Here is a 16589-nt window from a genome sequence, read left to right as displayed (position 1 = left end):
CGCATGCGTGGCCCCCGTCGCATCGTCTGCCTGGTCGAGGAGCCCACCGAGGTGCTGTACGCCCTCGGCGAGCAGGACCGCATCGTCGGCATCAGCGGCTTCACCGTGCGCCCGCCGCGGGCGCGCAAGGAGAAGCCCAAGGTCAGTGCCTTCACCAGCGCGAAGGTCGACCAGATCCTCGCGCTGAAGCCCGACCTCGCCATCGGCTTCTCCGACATCCAGGCCGACATCGCCGCCGAGCTCGTGCGCCGCGGGGTGGAGGTGTGGATCAGCAACCACCGCTCGGTCGCCGGCATCCTCGACTACGTGCGCCGCCTCGGCGCCATGGTGGGCGCGGCGGCCAAGGCCGAGGCCTACGCCGATGCGCTCGAGCGCGGCGTCGACGCGGTCGCGGCGCGGGCGGCGCACTTTCCGGTGCGTCCGCGCGTCTACTTCGAGGAATGGGACGAGCCGCGCATCAGCGGCATCCAGTGGGTGGCCGAGCTCGTGCGGATCTCCGGCGGCGACGATCTTTTCCCCGAGCTCGCCGCGGAATCGCTGGCAAAGCACCGCATCCTCGCCAACGACGAGGCCATCCTCGCCCGCGACCCGCAGGTCGTGTTCGGCTCCTGGTGCGGCAAGAAGTTCCAGCCCGGCGCCGTGGCCGCGCGCCCCGGGTGGGACGGCGTCTCCGCCGTGCGCGACGGCCAGCTTTTCGAGATCAAGTCGCCGATCATCCTGCAGCCCGGCCCTGCGGCACTCACGGACGGCCTCGCGGCGATGCACGCCCACATCGCGCGCTGGGTCGGCTCGCGGACCTAGGGTGCCACGGCGGGTACGGAGCGCAGCGTTCGGAGCACGGTTTCCGGCCAGTGCTCGGTTTCACCGGCGAGGATGCGCCCAACCGAGGCGCGATCGGCGTCCGGTCCGGGCACCAGCCCGGCCCAGCCGTTCCTGCCGCCTGCCTTGACCCGGTACAGGGCGCGGTCAGCCAGGCCGATGCTCTGCTCGCTGTCGCCGAGGGTCGGCCACGTCCGCGCCCAAGGCCAAGGGGCGAAACCGACCGAGCAGGTCACCCGCAGCGACTGCCCGCTGGGGAGTGCGAAGGGCTTGCCGCGCGCCGCGTCGCAGAGCTGTCCGGCCTTGGTAGACGCCGTTTCGAGGTCGTCGAGGTGCAGGGCGTAGAGGAATTCCTCGCCACCCCAGCGCACGAGAAGGTCGGCGGGCCCGCGCAGCGCATCCAGCCGCGACGCGAATTCGACCAGCACCGCATCCCCGGCGTGGTGGCCGTGCTGGTCGTTGATGCGCTTGAAGTCGTCGATGTCGACCATGAAGAACACGAGCGCCCCGCGGGTGTCGCCCGAGGCCTGTGCGGCGAGCATCCGACTGCCTTCGCGCTCCATCCAATGCATGAACTCCCGGCGGTTGGCGACGCGGGTCAGGGGGGCGACGCGGTTGAGCTGCTGCAGCTGCCCATTCATGGCCTGCAAACGTTCGTTGGCGCGGGCGATCTCCGCCGTCCGCTCCTCCACCAGCCGGTTCAGCGTGGCGATCTGGTTCGCCTTGCGACGCGAACGTGCCCGCAGGGCGAAGGCCGAGACGAATGCCGCCATCAGCGCCATGACCACGTACGCGGCGCGCGCGGCGGGACTGAGCCACGGTGGGGGCGAGATCTCGATCCGCAGCGCCCTCGCGGGGCCGAAGCGTCCGTCCCGTCCGGCGGCCTCGACTTCGAGCACGTGCGTTCCGGGAGGCACCTGGGCCAAGAGCACCTCGGCCGTCGCACGTCCGGGCGTCACCCAGTCCGGCAGTACCCCGGCCATGCGGTAGCGCACCTGCGCCGTCCCGGGGGCGTCGAAGTCGAGGGCCACGAGGTCGATCGCCACCACCCGGTCGCGGTGGCCGAGGTGGATGGCGTCGTCGAGGAACAGGTCGAAGCCCGGGGCCGGGTCCGAGCCCACGGCGTGGCCCAGACGGCGGAAGCGGGCGAAAGCCGGGTTCACCGAGCGCATCGAAGGCCGGAACGCCGCGGGATCGACCACGTCCACGCCCTCGGTGCCGCCGAAGTAAAGCCAGCCGAGGGCATCCGTGGTGCTCGCGCCGCTGTTGTACTCGCGGTTCGAAAGACCATCGCCACGGTCGACGCGCTGCGTGATGCCGGTGCCCGGATCGAGCACGCTGAGCCCGGCATTGGTGCTGAGCCAGAGGCGGCCGGCGGCGTCGGGTTCGATGCGGTAGACGACGTTGTTCGACAGGCCCTCGCGGTCCGTGTAGCGACGGACCGCGCCGGTCGACCTCTCCACCCGCACGAGCCCGCCGGAGAAACTGCCGAACCACAGCGCGTCCGCATCGCCATGCAGCGACCAGATCGAGTCGTGCGGCAGGCGCCCGTTGCCGGTATGCCACTGCTCGACCCGCCCGTCCGGTCGCCAGCGGAAGGCGCCGCGCTCGTTGCTCGCCACCCATAGCGAGCCGTCGACATCGCGTCGAAGCGCGGTCAGCACCAGGCCGCGGAGGGACTCGGGTACCGGCAGGGGGCGCAGCGTATCGCCCTCGAAGCGTGCCAGTCCGCCTCGCGTGGCCACCAGGAGCCCGCCATCGTCCACGAGGATGTCGAGCACCCGCGGGTCGGGCAGGGGCGCGTCGGCTTCCTCGGCGGTCCCGTCGGCATCGAGATGCCAGAGGCCGCGGTGCGTGCCGATCCACCAGCCATCGCGCCCGCTGGGCGTGATGCGGCGGATCGCGGTTCCGGAGAATGCGCCCACGTCCTCCCAGCGTCCGTCGGCCTGCCGCAGCCAGAGCCCGGCGTCCGTGCCGACCAGCGTGCGCGAGGCGTCGCGCCACAGCGAGCGGATGCTGCGGTTCGGCAGCGTCGAAGGCAGGGCCAGCGTGTCGTTGCGGACCACGGCCGAAAGCGCACGTATCCGGAACGCACCCTTCGTGAGGGTGGCGAGCCAGCGCCCGCCATCGCGGTCCTCGAAGAAGCCCGAGACCGCGGCGCCGATCGCCGTCCGCAGCGCCAGCGGCTCGGGACGGCCGCCCGGCCCTGCGGGCAGATGGAACAAGCGGCCGGTCGATGTCCCGATCCAGGTCGAGCCATCGCGCCACGTATGCACGCTGGCGAGTTCGTCGCGGGCGCCGTCGAAATCGGCCTTGGGCCAGCGCCCCGCCGCCTGCCCGTCCCGATCCAGGGCGAGCAGGCCATGGCGGCTCGTCGCGATGACAAGCCCCTCTCCGCGCGGAGCCATCGCCACGCAGCGCGCCCGCTCCGGCGCAATGAGGGCAATCGCCGTCGCGCCATCGGCGCCCAGGCGCCAAAGGCCGCAATCAGCGGAGAGGGCGAGTGTCCCGCTGTCGGCCGTCGTCACCAGTGCGGTGATGCCGGCGCCGTTGAGCACCGGCGTGCCAGCACGGTCGCCATCGCGGAGGTGCGCGAGGCCCTGCGGTGTGGCCAGCCATGCGCCGCCGCGGCCGTCGAAGGCGATCGCCTGCACCGTGGGATGGGCCGCCGCAGCCTCGCCCAACGCCTCATGGTGGCCGGTGCGCAGGTCGAGCCGGTCGAGGCCGCCGTCATTGGTGCCGATCCAAAGGCGTTGCCGATCGTCGATCGCGAGCGCATCGACGCTGCTGCTGGACAGGCCCGCACGCTCGTCGATGCTTTCGCGCAGCACCGCGAAGCCCTGGCCGTCGAAACGATTGAGGCCGTCCTGCGTGGCCATCCACAGGAAGCCCTGGCCGTCCTGGGCAAAGGCGTTCACCGCGTTCTGCGACAGCCCGTCGTCGAGTCCGTAATGCTGCAGGTCCAGCGCGGGGCGGGAGGCGACGGGCGACGCGCCTGCGGGCAGCGTGAAAGCGGCCAGCAGCAGCGGGGCGACGAGACGGCGGGCCGCGAGGCGAGGCATGGTCGACCGGCAGGCAGGGCAGGATGGCGTCCGCAGACGATAAGCGAAGTCGCGGGCAGGCCACAGCGATGTCGCCGGGGCGCTCAGGCATCATGTCGCTTTGCCGCCGATCGTCCCGCATGCCCTCGTACGACGCCCACCCGCCGGTCACCGGCTCGCGCCTCTCGGTCGCGCCGATGATGGATTGGACCGACACGCATTGCCGCAGCTTCCATCGCGTGCTGGCGCCGGGCGTTCTGCTGTACTCCGAGATGGTCCACGCGCAGGCGGTGATCCATGGCGACCGCGCGCGCCTGCTGGGCTTCGATGCCAGCGAGCATCCGGTGGCGCTGCAGCTCGGCGGCAGCGATCCGGGCTCGTTGGCCGAGGCCAGCCGGATCGGCGCTGATTGGGGCTACGACGAGATCAACCTCAACGTCGGTTGCCCGTCCGACCGCGTGCAGGCGGGGCGCTTCGGCGCCTGCCTCATGAAGGAGCCACCGTTGGTGGCCGAGTGCATCGCTGCCATGCAGGCGGCGGTCCGTGTGCCGGTGACGGTGAAATGCCGTCTGGGCGTGGACGAGGTGGAGGACTACGACGTGTTCCGCGCTTTCGTCGACACCGTGGCGGCCACGGGCTGCCGTCGCTTCGTCGTCCACGCCCGCAAGGCCTGGCTGCAGGGCCTCTCGCCGAAGGAGAACCGCGAGATCCCGCCGCTGCGCTACGACTGGGTGCACCGCTTGAAGCGCGAGCGTCCGGACCTCGTCATCGCCATCAACGGCGGGTTGCGCGAGCTCGACGACATCCGCACGCAGCTGTCGCATGTCGATGGCGTCATGGTCGGGCGTGCCGCTTACCATGAGCCCTACCGCCTGCATGAATGCGCCGTGGCGCTGGAAGGCGAGCCCCTGCGCACGCGCGAGGCCCTGCTGCGTGCCTGGTTCCCGTACGTCGAGTCGCAGCTCGTCCGCGGCGTTGCGCTGAAGCACCTGGTCCGCCACGTCCTCGGCCTGTTCCACGCCCAGCCCGGGGGGCGCGCGTTCCGCCAGGTCCTCAGCGAAGGGGCGCCGAAGGCCGGCGCCGGCCTCGATCTGCTCGAACGCGCGCTCGCCGCCACCCGCCAGCACGAGGCCGCCGCATGATCACCCGCGATCCGGAGCGTTTCTTCACCTTCGCCGCGCACGCCGCGCCGAATCCCGCGAGGGCCGTGCCGAAGGCGGTCTTCCTCGTCGCGCCCGAGGGCATGTCGCTGGCCGCCGAATCGGCGCAGGACAACGCCTACATGGCGATGGCCGAGCCCATCGACGCCACGGCCGCGCTCGCCGAGCACCGCGCCCTGGCGACGGCGCTGTCGGCCCACGTGCCGGCCATCACTTTCCCGGGCGATGCCGCGACGCCGGACGCCGTGTTCCCGAACAACGTGTTCGCCACCGCCCCCGGCCGCCTCGTCATCGGCCACATGAAGCATCCGGTACGACAGCGCGAGGCCGGGCGTGCCGACATCCGCGGCTTCTTCACCGAAGCGCTGGGCCGGCGCGAGATCGACCTCTCGCGCCAGCCCGGCATCGCCGAGCTCACCGGTTCGCTGGTCATCGATCGCGCGCGGAACATCGGCTATTGCGGACTGTCCGAGCGCTGCGACGCCACCGGCGCGGCGGCCATGCACGCGGCCTTCGGGCTCGACGCGATGCTGGTCTTCGACCTCGCGCCGGGTGAGTACCACACCAACGTCCTGCTGCAGATCTACGCGGGTCGACTCGCCGTGGCCTGCCCGGACGGCTTCGCCGATCCTGCCGTCGTCCACGCCATCCTCGACTTCCACGCCCCGCACGCCGTCGCCCTCGGGCGCGACGCGCGCCTCGCGTATGCCGGCAACGGGCTGGCGGTGGCGGCGGACGCCGCCTTCCTCAGCGCACGTGCCTCGGCGGCGCTTGGCGACCGCGAGCGGGCGGCCTTCCGCGACGCCGGCTTCACGCTGCACGCGGTCCCTCTGCCCCAGATCGAAAAGGCCGGCGGTTCGCTGCGCTGCTGCGTCGGCGAGATCTTCTGAACGGCGGTCGTCGCCTGCCTCCCGGGTTAAGAGGCAATTCACTCCGTCGCGACCAGACTTCGGCGCATCGCTGGCCCCTTCCGCGCCAGCACGGCTATCCTCCGCCCATGCTCGCCTCCCGTTCCCCGCTGTTGCTCGTCGTGCTGGCCCTCGCGGCCGGCGCGGCGCATGCGCAGCACGGGGCACCGTCCGCCGTCGAGGCGCGTCGCTCCGAATTGCCCGAGTCGGTGCTGCGTGCCGAGCGCCAGACCGGGGGCGAGGTGTTGCGCGCCGAGTCCATGCAGCGGGATGGTCGCGAGGTCTACCGCCTCAAGGTGCTGACGCCCGACGGCCGCGTGCGGATCATGCGCGATGATCCGCACGAGCGCCGCCGCGAGGCGTGGCGCGAGGCGCGGTCCGATGCCCTGCGCGATCCCTTCGCCGATCCGGAGGCGGGCGCGGGCCGCGCGTCCCTCGAAGCCCCGCGCGGCATCGGCTCCCGCGATGATCGCCTCCGCGGGCCCAGCGAGGAGCGTCTCGAGCGGTTCGACGCGCCGACGCCGGCCGACCTCGATGTCCCCGAAACCCTGCCGCCCGTCGAGCGCGGCGACCGTGACTGATCACCGGCCCTGAGCGCCGGCTTGCCCAAGGAGAGTCCATGCGCATCCTGCTGGTCGAAGACGAAGCCCCGCTGCGTGAAACCCTCGCGGCCCGACTGAAGCGCGAAGGCTTCGCGGTGGACGCCGCCGGCGATGGCGAGGAGGGCCTCTACAACGGCCGCGAAGTGCCGTTCGACATGGCGATCATCGACCTTGGCCTGCCGAAGATGTCGGGCATGGACCTCGTCCGCGCGCTGCGCTCGGAAGGCAAGAAGTTCCCGATCCTGATCCTCACCGCGCGCTCGTCGTGGCAGGACAAGGTCGAAGGCCTCAAGTCCGGCGCCGACGACTACCTCGTCAAGCCCTTCCACGTCGAGGAACTGCTCGCGCGCATCAATGCGCTGCTGCGCCGCGCCGCCGGCTGGAGCAAGCCCTCGCTCGAGTGCGGCCCGGTCAAGCTCGACCTCTCCGCGCAGACGGTGACCGTCGGTGGCAGCGCCGTCGACCTGACGAGCTACGAGTACAAGGTGCTCGAGTACCTGATGCTGCACGCCGGCGAGCTGGTCTCGAAGGCCGACCTCACCGAGCACATCTACCAGCAGGACTTCGACCGCGATTCGAACGTGCTCGAGGTCTTCATCGGCCGCCTGCGCAAGAAGCTCGATCCGGACGGCGAGCTCAAGCCGATCGAGACCGTGCGCGGCCGCGGCTACCGCTTCGCGATCCCGCGCAACGAGTAAGCACGCTTGGGCGTGGCGCGCCGCCGCCTTTCGCTGCAGGCGCGCCAGCTGCTGGCCGCCGGCCTTGCGCTGGTGGCCTTCCTGGGCCTGACGGGCTACGCGCTGGACCGCGCGTTCACCGAAGCGGCGCTCAACAGCCAGCGCGAGCGGCTGGAGAACTTCGCCAAGGCCTACCTCAACGGCGCGGAAGTGCTGCGCTCCGGCGCCATCGTCATGCCGCAGGTGCCGCCCGACCCGCGCTTCGACCGGCCCGGCAGCGGCCTGTACGCCGGTGTCGTCGGCGAAGGCCTGCGCTGGGAGTCGGCGTCAGCACTTGGCCGCATCCTCCCGCCACCGGAGACCGGAACGCCCGGTGCGGGGCGCTTCGAAGGCCCGCTGCAGGCGACGGAGTCCAGCGGCAATCCGCTGGCGGTCTATCGCTACTCGCTCACCACCATCTGGGAAACCGGCCGCGGCGACCTCGAGCTCACGCTCGCCCTCTACGAGGACGCGGGGTACGTGGCCGGGCAGGTGGGCGTGTTCCGTCGGACGCTGTGGGCCTGGCTGGGTGCTGCGGCCATCGTGCTGGCGTTGGTGCAGGCGCTGGCGCTGCGCTGGAGCCTGCGCCCCGTGGCCGGCGTCGAGCGGGCGCTGGCCGACGTGCAACAGGGCAGCGTCGCGCGACTCGTCGACGAGCATCCGCGCGAGCTGCAGCCGCTCACAGAAAGCATCAATGCGCTGATCGATTCCGAGCGCCGCAACCTCGAACAGGTGCGGCGCACGCTGGGCGACCTCGCGCATTCGCTGAAGACGCCGCTCGCGGTGCTGCAGAGCCGCCTGGAGGCAGGCGCGACGGGCGACGAGCTGCGCGAGGACGTGCGCACCCAGGTGCAGCGCATGAACGATATCGTCGGCTACCAGCTGTCCCGCGCGGCGCGTTCCGGCCACGTGCTGTACTCCGCGCCCTTGAAGATCGAGGGTACGGCCGAGGAGATCGTGCTCGGCCTCGAGAAGATCTACGCGACGAAGGGCGTGCTGGCCGAGTTCGACATCGACGCGGCGGCGCGCTTCCACGGCGAGCTCGGCGACCTGCAGGAGCTGCTCGGCAACCTGCTGGAGAACGCCTTCAAGTGGGCGAAGCGCCGCGTCGTGCTGCAGGTGACCACGCTGCCGGCGCCGGCGGGCAAGCGCGGCGGCGTGGAGTTCGCGGTGGAGGACGACGGCCCCGGCATCGCCGAGGACCAGATCGACCGCGTGCTGCAGCGCGGCGTCCGCGGCGACGAACGGGTGCAGGGCCACGGTATCGGCCTGTCGATCGTGCAGGACATCGTCGCCGCCTACCAGGGCGCCTTGACGGTGCAACGCTCCGGCGAGCTTGGTGGTGCGCGATTCGTCGCGAGGTTCCCGCCGCAGGTCTGACGCGTTCGCGGCTCAGCCGATGGGCGCCTCGTGCCGCGCGGGAGCGAGGGCCGGCGACGGCCCGTAGAACCGCTCGAGATGCGCGGCGACGGCCGGATAGGCGTCCCGCAGGACGTCGGGCGCCGTGAAGTGGTACTCGCTGCATACCGCGAAGAATTCCTCGGGTGCCTCGGCGGCGTAGGGATCGATCGCGGTTTCCGCATCGCCCTCGTCGTCGCTTCCCATCGCGTCCAGCTCGGCGTTCAGCGCTTCGAAGGCGGCGCCGAAATCGCGGGCCCAGTCGCGCTGCCAGTCGCGTGGCAGCGGCGGCGTGCCATCCATCACGCCGTCGAGGGCGTCGAGCTTGTGCGCCATTTCGTGCACCACGAGCTGGTAGCCCGGCTCCGGGGCCGCCATTTCCGCCGAGAGGTCGGCCCAGCTCAACACCATCGGGCCGTACTGCCAGCTCTCGCCCTCCCGATCCTCGAAGCCGTCCTCGACGACCTCGAGTTCATCCATCTCGTGCGGCGCGCCGTGGCGGCCGTGCTCCACGCGGAACGCGCCGGGATGGACGATGACTTCCGACCAGCCGCGCAGGCCGGCTTCGCCGATGCCCAGCAGCGGCAGGCAGGCATGGGCCGCCAAGGCCAGGTGGTCGCCGTCGTCCAGCTGCAGGCCGTGGGCGGGAGAGATCGCTTTGCTGGCGAGGAACCGCGCGGCGAGCTGCCGAAGGCGCTGCTGGCGCGCGGGGTCGAGGCCGCGCACGAGCGGCGCACGACCGACCAGCGCTGCCCAGCGGCCGTCGTCGACTTCAGGGGAGGGCGCGACCCAGCGACGCCACCAGGCCCAAGGCATGCGGGCGCGGGGGGCGGGTCAGCGGAACATGCCCGGCAGCAGGCGGTTCCAGCGCGGGGTCGCGGTACGGACGCCCCCCGGGCTGCGCACGCTGGCGGGGCGGGCGGGCGCGACTTCCGCGTTGCGGACCGGGGCATCGGTCGGTGAGGCCGCTTCGGCGGCCGGCGCGCTGGCGGCCTTCGCGTCACAGCCTTCGGCCACGTCCACCGCCGGCGCGGGTGTCGCGGGCTGGGCGGCGACGCCGGCCATCGGGAAGGCCAGCAGGGCGAGCGACAGGCAGGCGGCGCGGATCATGGCAGTGTCCCGAGGGGTAGGCTGGTTCGTGGATGCACGACCCGACGAATCCGTCGCAGGATCATACGCGGCCGGTGAAAGCCGTGCATGAGGGTGGATTGCCCCGGCGGATGCTGTCGCGCAGCATGCCGAACAGTGGGGCATTCCCCCAGACTCCGGCGTATGTCCGCAACCACCCCCTTTCCCGCCCCGCTGACCGTCGCCGGACCCATCCGCGCCGCGGCCCTTCGGCATGCCCTCATCGCCGGCGCGCGGCGGGTCATCGCCCGCCGGGACGCGTTGAACAAGATCAACGTCTTCCCGGTGCCCGACGGCGACACCGGGAACAACCTGGCGCTGACGCTCAGCAGCGTGCTCACCGGGGCCCTCCAACGCCGCGCAGGTGGGGTGGGGCGGCTCCTGCGCCGGGTCGGTGACGAGGCCATCGACGGCGCGCGCGGCAACTCTGGTGCCATCCTTGCCCAATTCTTCAGTGGCCTCGCCGACGCGGTCGGTTCGCGCGCGTCGCTCGACACCCGGGCGCTCGCCGAGGCCGCGCGCTCCGCGTCGCGCTCGGCGCGCGCGGCGATGGCCGAGCCCAAGGAAGGCACGATGATCAGCGTGATCCACGCCTTCGCCGAGGCGCTGGCGCAGGCCGCCGAGCACGGAGAACGACAGGAGCCGCGGGCCTGGTTCGAGTCGGCCCTGGCACAGGCCCGGCTGGCGTTGGAGCGCACGCCTGACCAGCTGCCGGTGCTGCGCAAGGCGGGCGTCGTCGATGCCGGGGCACAGGGTTTCGTCGATCTGCTGGAGGGCATTGGTGATTTCCTTGCCCGTCGCGGCCTTGCCCGCCCACCGGAGGCGGCGGACGACCCCGTCGATCCCGACATCGGCGACGTGCATGACGCTCTCCACGCGGCCCTCGACGACGTCGATCCCCGCCACCGGTGGTGCACGGAATGCCTGCTCGTCGGCGAGGGCCTCGACCGCGCAGGGCTGCAGGCGGCGATGTCCGACCTCGGGGCCGATTGCGTCGTCGTGGCTGGCGGCGCGCATCGGGTGAAGGTGCATGCGCACGTCGCGCGTCCGTCGGCGATGTTCGAGGCGTTGTGCCGTTTCGGACGCGTCGAATCGACCAAGGCCGACGACATGCTGGCGCAGGCGCGTACGGCCAGCGCGCCGGGCCGCTGCGTGGTCGTCACCGACAGTTCCGCCGACCTGCCGGATGGCTTGGCCGACGACCTCGACCTGCATGTGATCCCGCTGCGGGTGAATTTCGGCGAGCAGGACTACCTCGATCGGGTCGGCATCAGCCCGGCCGAGTTCTACGCTCGCCTGCGCCACGAGCATCTGCTGCCGCGCACCAGCCAGCCGCCGGTCGGCGATTTCCGCCGCCAGTTCGACTTCCTCCTGTCGCACCACGCCGACGTCGTGTACGTCGGGCTGTCGCGTGCGGTCTCCGGGACGCTGCAGGCGGCGGAAGCCGCCGCACAACGCGGCGACCCCTCGCGAACCCATGTGTTCGACACCGCGAACGCGGCCGGGGGGCAGGCCCTGCTGGCCATCGCGGCCGCCGAGAAAGCCGCGACCGGGGCCACCGCCGCCGAAGTGCTCGCGCACCTGGCGGCCCTGAGGCCGATGACGCTGACGTTCGCCCTGGCCCGTGACATCCGCCACGCCGTTCGCGGTGGCCGTGTGCCGCGCTGGGCCGGATGGATCGCGTCGGTGCTGCGCGCCACGCCCATCGCCAAAGTCGTGCCCGAGGGCCGGCTGAAGCCTTGCGCCGCGCTGTTCGGTTCGGTGCGCGCGCCCGAGCGCTTCGCCGCCTACGTGGCCCGCCACGTGCCCGCGGGCACCCGCTGGCGCCTGATCGTCGGCCACTGCGATGCGTCAGGCGACGGCGCGGCGCTGCTGGCCGCCCTGCAAGCGCGTCTCGACGTCGCCGAAGGCTGGCTGGTGGAGACCGGTCCGGCGGTGGGTGCGCACGCCGGTCCGGGGGCCTTGGTGGCCTGCCTGCAACCGGTGGCGTCGTGAGCGCCGCCATGCCGGCCGCGGCGGCTGTCGCGGCCTACCTGCTCGGTTCGATCTCGGGCAGCCTGTGGCTCGGCACCTTGCGCGGCGTCGACATCCGCACCCAGGGCAGTGGCAACGCCGGTGGAACGAATGCTTTCCGCACGCAGGGCTGGGCGTTCGCGCTCGGTACCGTCCTCATCGACATCGGCAAGGGCGTCGCGGCCGTGGCGGTGATGCGTGCGGCCGGTGGCGACACGGCGATGCAGATGCTCGGCGCGCTGCTGGCGGCGGTCGGCCATGTATGGCCGGTGTTCCACGGGTTCCGTGGCGGGAAAGGCGCGGCCACCCTGGTCGGCGGCCTCGCGGTGATCTGGCCGATCGCGCTGGTGCCTTTGCTGGGGGTCTGGCTGCTGGTGCTGCTTTCGACCGGTTACGTCGGACTTTCGACCGTCGTCGCCGGGTTGGCGCTGCCGCTGTGGGCGCTGCTCGACGGCCGTTCCGGCATGTCGCTTGCCTTCGCCCTGGCGGTGGCCGCGTTGCTTGCCTGGACGCACCGCGCCAACCTCCAGCGACTGCGTGCCGGCACCGAATACCGCTTCGAGAAGGCACGCCTGCTCGCCCGGCTTTGGGTCCGTTCCGGTGGCTGAGGGATTCGACGAACGCGTGCTCGCGCTCGACGAGGCGACGCTGGCGGAGCTCGTCGCGGTCCACCACGCCGGTACGGTCGAGTCGACGCAGGATTGGGCCCTCGGCAGTGCCCTGCCGGCGCGCGGTGCGGCGGTCTTCGTCGCGGACCGCCAGACCGTGGGCCGCGGGCGACGGGGGCGCACCTGGCAGACCGATCCCGAGGGCGCGCTGGCCGTCACCGTGCTGCGCCGCTTCGTCTTGCCGCCGATGCGCTTGGCACCGCTGGGCCCGGCCATCGGCATCGCCGCGGCGCGCGCCCTGCAGTCGTTGGGCGCGGCCGCAGTGCGCGTGAAGTGGCCCAACGACCTCGTCGTCGCCGATTCGAAGCTTGCCGGGGTGCTCGTCGAGGCGCGCGGCGAGGCCGTGGCGATCGGCATCGGCGTCAATCTCGCCGTCGACGCCATGCCGGGCGTCGAGCAGCCATGGACCGATCTCCGTCGTGCGGGCGTGCCCGCGGCGACGCGGCCCGACGTCCTGGCGGCCCTGTTGCGCGCGCTTCTGCCGGCCCTCTCCGAGTTCGAGCGGGGAGGGTTCGCCGCCTTCGCCGAGGATTGGCGCCGCTTCGATGCCCTTGCCGGGCGCCCGGTGCGCGTGCTGGCGGGCGATCGCGTCGAGGACGGCGTGGCCATGGGCATCGACGCGGGCGGCGGCCTGCGCGTCCGGCATGCCGATGGCGAACGGATCCACCACGCCGGCGAGGTCAGCGTCCGTGTGGCTGCTTGACCTCGGAAACACCCGACTCAAGCTCGCGCGCGCCGGGGCGGCGGGCGTCGGCCCGGTCATCGCGCTGGCCCATGGCGAGCCGGGCTTCGACGACGCCCTCCGCCACGTGCTCGCCGGCCACGGCCCTGGCGAGTCCGCTTGGCTCGCCAGTGTCGCCCCGGAACCGATCCGTCGTCGCGTGGAGGCCGCGTTCGAGGCCGGCGGGCCGACGCCTCGCCGTGCCGTCACGCGTGCGGAATTCGCCGGGGTGCGCATCGCCTATGCCGACCCGGGGCGGCTGGGGATCGATCGCTTCCTGGCCCTCCTCGCGGCGCGCGAGCGGGGCGGGGACCAGCTGGTGGTGAGCTTCGGCAGCGCCATCACCGTCGACCTCCTGGATGCCCACGGCCGGCACCACGGCGGCCTGATCGGCATCGCGCCCGTCCATGCCCGGCAGGCGCTGGCCGAACGCTTCCCGGCGCTGGATCGGGGTGAAGCGACGGCCACGGCCCCCTTCGGCGCCGACACGCCCGAGGCGGTGGCGGCCGGTACGCGGGGGCAGGCCTTGGGCCTGGTGCTCACGGCCTGGGACGACGCCCGCGACGTCCTTGGGCGTGCGCCCGCCCTGCTCGTCGGCGGTGGCGACGCCGGCCCGTTCGCCGAAGCGCTGGCGCGCCGCTTGCCCGTCGAGGTCGTGCATCGCGAGGCGATGGTGCTCGAAGGTCTGCGCGTCTACGCCGGGTTCGCCGCCGGCTGAACCGGCGCCGGCCGGCGCGGCTACACTGCCGACATGCTTTCCCGCGGCGCCCTGATCATCCTGCTGTGCCTGAACCTCGCTGCGGCGCTCTGGTGGGGGCTGCACGCGCCCCTGCACGCGGCCGCCCCGCCGGCCACCGACGCCGGGGTGCCCGGTCTGACGCTGCTGGCCGAAGCCGAGCCCGAGTCGCTCCCTGCGACGGCCGAACTGGCCGTTGCCCCGACCCGCATGGACGCCGCCCCGGCTTGCCTCTCCGTGGGCCCCTTCGACACGCCGTCCGCCCTGCGCCGCGCCGTCGACGCACTCGGCGCGAGCGTCGGGAAGCTGCAGTACCGCGAGGCGCAGGTCCAGAGCTCGCGCGGCTGGCGCGTCTACGTGCCGGCGGCCGCCACCCGCGGTGATGCGCTGGCGAAGGCGCGGGCGCTGGCCGCACAGGGCATCCGCGATTACTACGTCGTCACCGCGGGTCCCGGCGAGAACACCGTCTCCCTCGGCCTTTTCCGCGAGCAGAAGAACGCGGAAACCCGTCTCGCCGAAGTGGAAGCATTGGGTATCGACGCGGTGATGGAGGCGGCCAGCGAGGATCGACCACAGTGGTGGCTGGAGATCGCGGTTGCCGTGGACTACGACTGGCGCACCCCGTTGGGGGCGGGCAACTGGCAGGCCCGGCCGATTCCCTGTTTCTGACCGGCGTCCTGCGCAGGAACCGCGTCTTGCCGCTGAAACGCAGCGTGTCGCCACGCCCGGTTTATTCCTCCCGTCCGGGTCGCCACCCTTGCGGTCCCTCGACCCGGAGCCGTCCATGAACATCCTGCATCTCGACAGCAGCGCCCTCGGCGCCGCTTCCGCCAGCCGCGAGCTGACCGCCGCGATCGTCCGCCGGCTTCTCGCCCGTCATCCCGGCGCCGACGTGGTCTACCGCGACCTCGATACCCAACCGGTGCCGCATCTCACCGGTGGCAGCCTGGCCAAGACCGATCCTGCCGAAACGCGCCTCGCGGACGCGGTGCTCGCGGAGTTCCTCAAGGCCGATGTGCTGGTGGTCGGTGCGCCGATGTACAACTTCGGCGTGCCCTCCACCCTGAAGGCGTGGATCGATCGCATCGCGGTGGCGGGCACCACCTTCCGCTACACCGCCGAGGGGCCGGTCGGCTTGGCCGGCGGCAAGCGGGTCCTCGTGGCCAGCACGCGGGGCGGCGTCTACGGCGATGCCAGCCCCGCCGATTTCCAGGAGGCCCTGCTGCGGCAGGTGTTCGCCTTCCTCGGTATCCCCCGCATCGAGGTCGTGCGTGCCGAAGGGCTTGCCCTGGGGCCGAGCCAGCGGCAGGCGGCGCTGGAGGCCGCGAAAGCTGCCGTCGAGGCGCTCGCCTGAGCGGCTGGCTGGCGGGCGCACGGACGCGCCCCGGCGCTGGTTTACACTGTGGGGCCCAGCGCCGGCATAGCTCAGCTGGTAGAGCAACCGCCTTGTAAGCGGTAGGTCGTCCGTTCGATCCGGACTGTCGGCACCACCTCCGCCGTAAGCGCCGTCCGGCCGAACGACGACGCACACGAAGGAGTTGTGCATGAGTCGTTTCCCGACCGTCGCGCTGATCGGCGCGCCCACCGACATCGGCGCCGGCCACCGTGGGGCCGTGATGGGCCCCGAGGCCCTTCGCGTCGCCGGCATCGCCGAGGCCCTGCGCGATCGCGGCGTCACCGTCGAAGACCGCGGCAACCTCACGGGCCCGATGAACCCCTGGCTGCCGCCGCTCAACGGCTACCGCCACCTCCCGCAGGTGGTTGAATGGAACGAGGCGGCGATGCGCGCCGTCGAGGCCGAGCTCGATGCCGGGAACCTGCCGGTGCTGATGGGCGGCGACCACTGCCTCGGCCTCGGCAGCATCACCGCGGTGGCGCGCTGGTGCCGGCGCGTGGGCAAGAAGCTCCGGGTGATCTGGCTCGACGCCCACGCCGACTTCAACACCTCGGACGTGACGCCTTCCGGCAACATCCACGGCATGCCGGTGGCCTGCCTGTGCGGCCTCGGGCCCAAGGAGCTCACCCATCTCGGTGGCAGCGCGCCCGCGATCACGCCCGAGGTCGTCCGCCAGATCGGCATCCGCTCGGTCGATGCCGGCGAGAAGAAGCTGGTGAAGGAGTACGGCCTCGACATCTACGACATGCGCTACATCGACGAGGTCGGCATGAAGCGTGCGATGGACGAAGCGCTGGCCGGCATCGACGGCGAGACCCACGTACACGTCAGCTTCGACGTCGATTTCCTCGACCCCGGCATCGCGCCGGGCGTCGGCACCACGGTGCCCGGCGGCCCGAACTACCGCGAGGCACAGCTGGTGATGGAGATGATCGCCGACACCGGCCGCATGGGCTCGCTCGACATCGTCGAGCTGAACCCGGCTTTCGACGACCACAACAAGACGGCGCTGCTGGCCGTGGACCTCGTCGAGAGCCTGTTCGGCAAATCGACCCTGATGCGCGACTGAACCGCCCTTGCCGCGGTCCCGCGCGGGCCGCGCTAGACTCGGCATCCGCCCTGACCACCCTTGGGAGACCGACATGAAGACGATCCGCCTGATGGCCCTCGCCGGCCTCGCCCTGTTCGCCCTGACGGCCTGCAACACGATCGCCGGCATCGGCAAAGACGTGAAGCGGGCGGGTGAGGTGGTGAGCGATACCGCCGAGGACGCCAAGAACTGA

17 protein-coding genes and 1 tRNA gene are annotated in these 16589 nt (G+C 72.0%); 15 read left to right on the top strand and 3 right to left on the bottom strand.

Annotated elements, in window-relative coordinates; genetic code table 11:
- Positions 1 to 3: 3 nt before the first annotated feature.
- Positions 4 to 801 (top strand): ABC transporter substrate-binding protein, encoded by a 798-nt coding sequence (locus ACYVAK_RS02335; protein ID WP_461057587.1) that lies wholly within the window; start codon positions 4 to 6, stop codon positions 799 to 801.
- Here ACYVAK_RS02335 and ACYVAK_RS02330 read toward each other — a convergent pair.
- Positions 798 to 3881 carry a diguanylate cyclase gene (locus ACYVAK_RS02330; protein ID WP_461057585.1) on the bottom strand — a complete coding sequence of 1028 codons (3084 nt, stop codon included), beginning with the start codon at positions 3879 to 3881 and terminating at the stop codon, positions 798 to 800. The two genes, ACYVAK_RS02335 and ACYVAK_RS02330, sit on opposite strands and share 4 nt — an antisense overlap.
- Before the next feature lie 119 nt (positions 3882 to 4000).
- On the opposite strand from ACYVAK_RS02330, the gene dusA reads away from it, so the two are divergent.
- From dusA to ACYVAK_RS02305, 5 genes are all read left to right on the top strand, one after another.
- Complete coding sequence (gene dusA / locus ACYVAK_RS02325; protein ID WP_461057583.1) at positions 4001 to 5002, top strand: tRNA dihydrouridine(20/20a) synthase DusA; 1002 nt, start codon at positions 4001 to 4003, stop codon at positions 5000 to 5002.
- On the top strand, positions 4999 to 5910 hold the full coding sequence (locus ACYVAK_RS02320; RefSeq protein WP_461057581.1) for an arginine deiminase-related protein: 912 nt from the start codon (positions 4999 to 5001) through the stop codon (positions 5908 to 5910). Before dusA ends, ACYVAK_RS02320 begins: the two co-directional genes overlap by 4 nt.
- 107 nt (positions 5911 to 6017) lie before the next feature.
- On the top strand, positions 6018 to 6509 hold the full coding sequence (locus tag ACYVAK_RS02315; RefSeq protein ID WP_461057579.1) for a PepSY domain-containing protein: 492 nt from the start codon (positions 6018 to 6020) through the stop codon (positions 6507 to 6509).
- Positions 6510 to 6547: 38 nt separating this feature from the next.
- Complete coding sequence (locus ACYVAK_RS02310) at positions 6548 to 7228, top strand: response regulator transcription factor (RefSeq protein ID WP_461057577.1); 681 nt, start codon at positions 6548 to 6550, stop codon at positions 7226 to 7228.
- A 12-nt stretch (positions 7229 to 7240) separates the two neighbouring features.
- Positions 7241 to 8626 carry an ATP-binding protein gene (locus ACYVAK_RS02305; protein ID WP_461057575.1) on the top strand — a complete coding sequence of 462 codons (1386 nt, stop codon included), beginning with the start codon at positions 7241 to 7243 and terminating at the stop codon, positions 8624 to 8626.
- Positions 8627 to 8638: 12 nt separating this feature from the next.
- Here ACYVAK_RS02305 and ACYVAK_RS02300 read toward each other — a convergent pair whose 3' ends face one another.
- Positions 8639 to 9460: a M90 family metallopeptidase gene (locus ACYVAK_RS02300; protein WP_461057573.1), complete on the bottom strand. Its 822-nt coding sequence runs from the start codon at positions 9458 to 9460 to the stop codon at positions 8639 to 8641.
- An 18-nt stretch (positions 9461 to 9478) separates the two neighbouring features.
- Positions 9479 to 9754, bottom strand: coding sequence for a hypothetical protein (locus ACYVAK_RS02295; RefSeq protein ID WP_461057571.1), 276 nt, complete (start codon positions 9752 to 9754; stop codon positions 9479 to 9481).
- 162 nt (positions 9755 to 9916) lie between these two features.
- Here ACYVAK_RS02295 and ACYVAK_RS02290 point away from each other — a divergent pair, with 162 nt between their 5' ends.
- The 9 genes from ACYVAK_RS02290 (at position 9917) to ACYVAK_RS02250 (ending at position 16589) form a co-directional block, all read left to right on the top strand.
- Positions 9917 to 11767: a DegV family protein gene (locus ACYVAK_RS02290; protein WP_461057569.1), complete on the top strand. Its 1851-nt coding sequence runs from the start codon at positions 9917 to 9919 to the stop codon at positions 11765 to 11767.
- Entirely contained in the window at positions 11764 to 12393 is a 630-nt protein-coding gene (plsY, locus tag ACYVAK_RS02285; protein WP_461057567.1) for a glycerol-3-phosphate 1-O-acyltransferase PlsY, read from the top strand. The genes ACYVAK_RS02290 and plsY overlap by 4 nt, the downstream gene beginning before the upstream one ends.
- Positions 12386 to 13156, top strand: coding sequence for a biotin--[acetyl-CoA-carboxylase] ligase (locus ACYVAK_RS02280; RefSeq protein ID WP_461057565.1), 771 nt, complete (start codon positions 12386 to 12388; stop codon positions 13154 to 13156). The genes plsY and ACYVAK_RS02280 overlap by 8 nt, the downstream gene beginning before the upstream one ends.
- Positions 13143 to 13892: a type III pantothenate kinase gene (locus ACYVAK_RS02275; RefSeq protein WP_461057563.1), complete on the top strand. Its 750-nt coding sequence runs from the start codon at positions 13143 to 13145 to the stop codon at positions 13890 to 13892. Before ACYVAK_RS02280 ends, ACYVAK_RS02275 begins: the two co-directional genes overlap by 14 nt.
- A gap of 33 nt (positions 13893 to 13925) precedes the next feature.
- A complete protein-coding gene (locus ACYVAK_RS02270; protein ID WP_461057561.1) occupies positions 13926 to 14579 on the top strand; it encodes an SPOR domain-containing protein in 654 nt (217 codons plus the stop codon).
- 115 nt (positions 14580 to 14694) lie between these two features.
- A complete protein-coding gene (locus ACYVAK_RS02265; protein ID WP_461057559.1) occupies positions 14695 to 15264 on the top strand; it encodes an FMN-dependent NADH-azoreductase in 570 nt (189 codons plus the stop codon).
- A gap of 60 nt (positions 15265 to 15324) precedes the next feature.
- A tRNA-Thr gene (locus tag ACYVAK_RS02260) sits at positions 15325 to 15400 on the top strand.
- 54 nt (positions 15401 to 15454) lie between these two features.
- Positions 15455 to 16375 (top strand): arginase, encoded by a 921-nt coding sequence (rocF, locus tag ACYVAK_RS02255; RefSeq protein ID WP_461057557.1) that lies wholly within the window; start codon positions 15455 to 15457, stop codon positions 16373 to 16375.
- A gap of 73 nt (positions 16376 to 16448) precedes the next feature.
- Positions 16449 to 16589, top strand: a complete 141-nt coding sequence (locus tag ACYVAK_RS02250) for an entericidin A/B family lipoprotein (protein WP_461057555.1) — start codon at positions 16449 to 16451, stop codon at positions 16587 to 16589.

This window comes from Silanimonas algicola (genome assembly GCF_054777375.1).
The sequence above is the reverse complement of the archived record's forward strand: the minus strand, read 5'-3'. Positions and strand labels throughout refer to the sequence as shown.

Bases quoted from the DNA above. Each gene is read 5' to 3' on its own strand.
- ACYVAK_RS02335 (WP_461057587.1), top strand. From the start codon at position 4: ATGCGTGGCCCCCGTCGCATCGTCTGCCTGGTCGAGGAGCCCACCGAG.
- ACYVAK_RS02330 (WP_461057585.1), bottom strand. From the start codon at position 3,881: ATGCCTCGCCTCGCGGCCCGCCGTCTCGTCGCCCCGCTGCTGCTGGCC.
- dusA (WP_461057583.1), top strand. From the start codon at position 4,001: ATGCCCTCGTACGACGCCCACCCGCCGGTCACCGGCTCGCGCCTCTCG.
- ACYVAK_RS02320 (WP_461057581.1), top strand. From the start codon at position 4,999: ATGATCACCCGCGATCCGGAGCGTTTCTTCACCTTCGCCGCGCACGCC.
- ACYVAK_RS02315 (WP_461057579.1), top strand. From the start codon at position 6,018: ATGCTCGCCTCCCGTTCCCCGCTGTTGCTCGTCGTGCTGGCCCTCGCG.
- ACYVAK_RS02310 (WP_461057577.1), top strand. From the start codon at position 6,548: ATGCGCATCCTGCTGGTCGAAGACGAAGCCCCGCTGCGTGAAACCCTC.
- ACYVAK_RS02300 (WP_461057573.1), bottom strand. From the start codon at position 9,460: ATGCCTTGGGCCTGGTGGCGTCGCTGGGTCGCGCCCTCCCCTGAAGTC.
- ACYVAK_RS02295 (WP_461057571.1), bottom strand. From the start codon at position 9,754: ATGATCCGCGCCGCCTGCCTGTCGCTCGCCCTGCTGGCCTTCCCGATG.
- ACYVAK_RS02290 (WP_461057569.1), top strand. From the start codon at position 9,917: ATGTCCGCAACCACCCCCTTTCCCGCCCCGCTGACCGTCGCCGGACCC.
- ACYVAK_RS02270 (WP_461057561.1), top strand. From the start codon at position 13,926: ATGCTTTCCCGCGGCGCCCTGATCATCCTGCTGTGCCTGAACCTCGCT.
- ACYVAK_RS02265 (WP_461057559.1), top strand. From the start codon at position 14,695: ATGAACATCCTGCATCTCGACAGCAGCGCCCTCGGCGCCGCTTCCGCC.
- rocF (WP_461057557.1), top strand. From the start codon at position 15,455: ATGAGTCGTTTCCCGACCGTCGCGCTGATCGGCGCGCCCACCGACATC.
- ACYVAK_RS02250 (WP_461057555.1), top strand. From the start codon at position 16,449: ATGAAGACGATCCGCCTGATGGCCCTCGCCGGCCTCGCCCTGTTCGCC.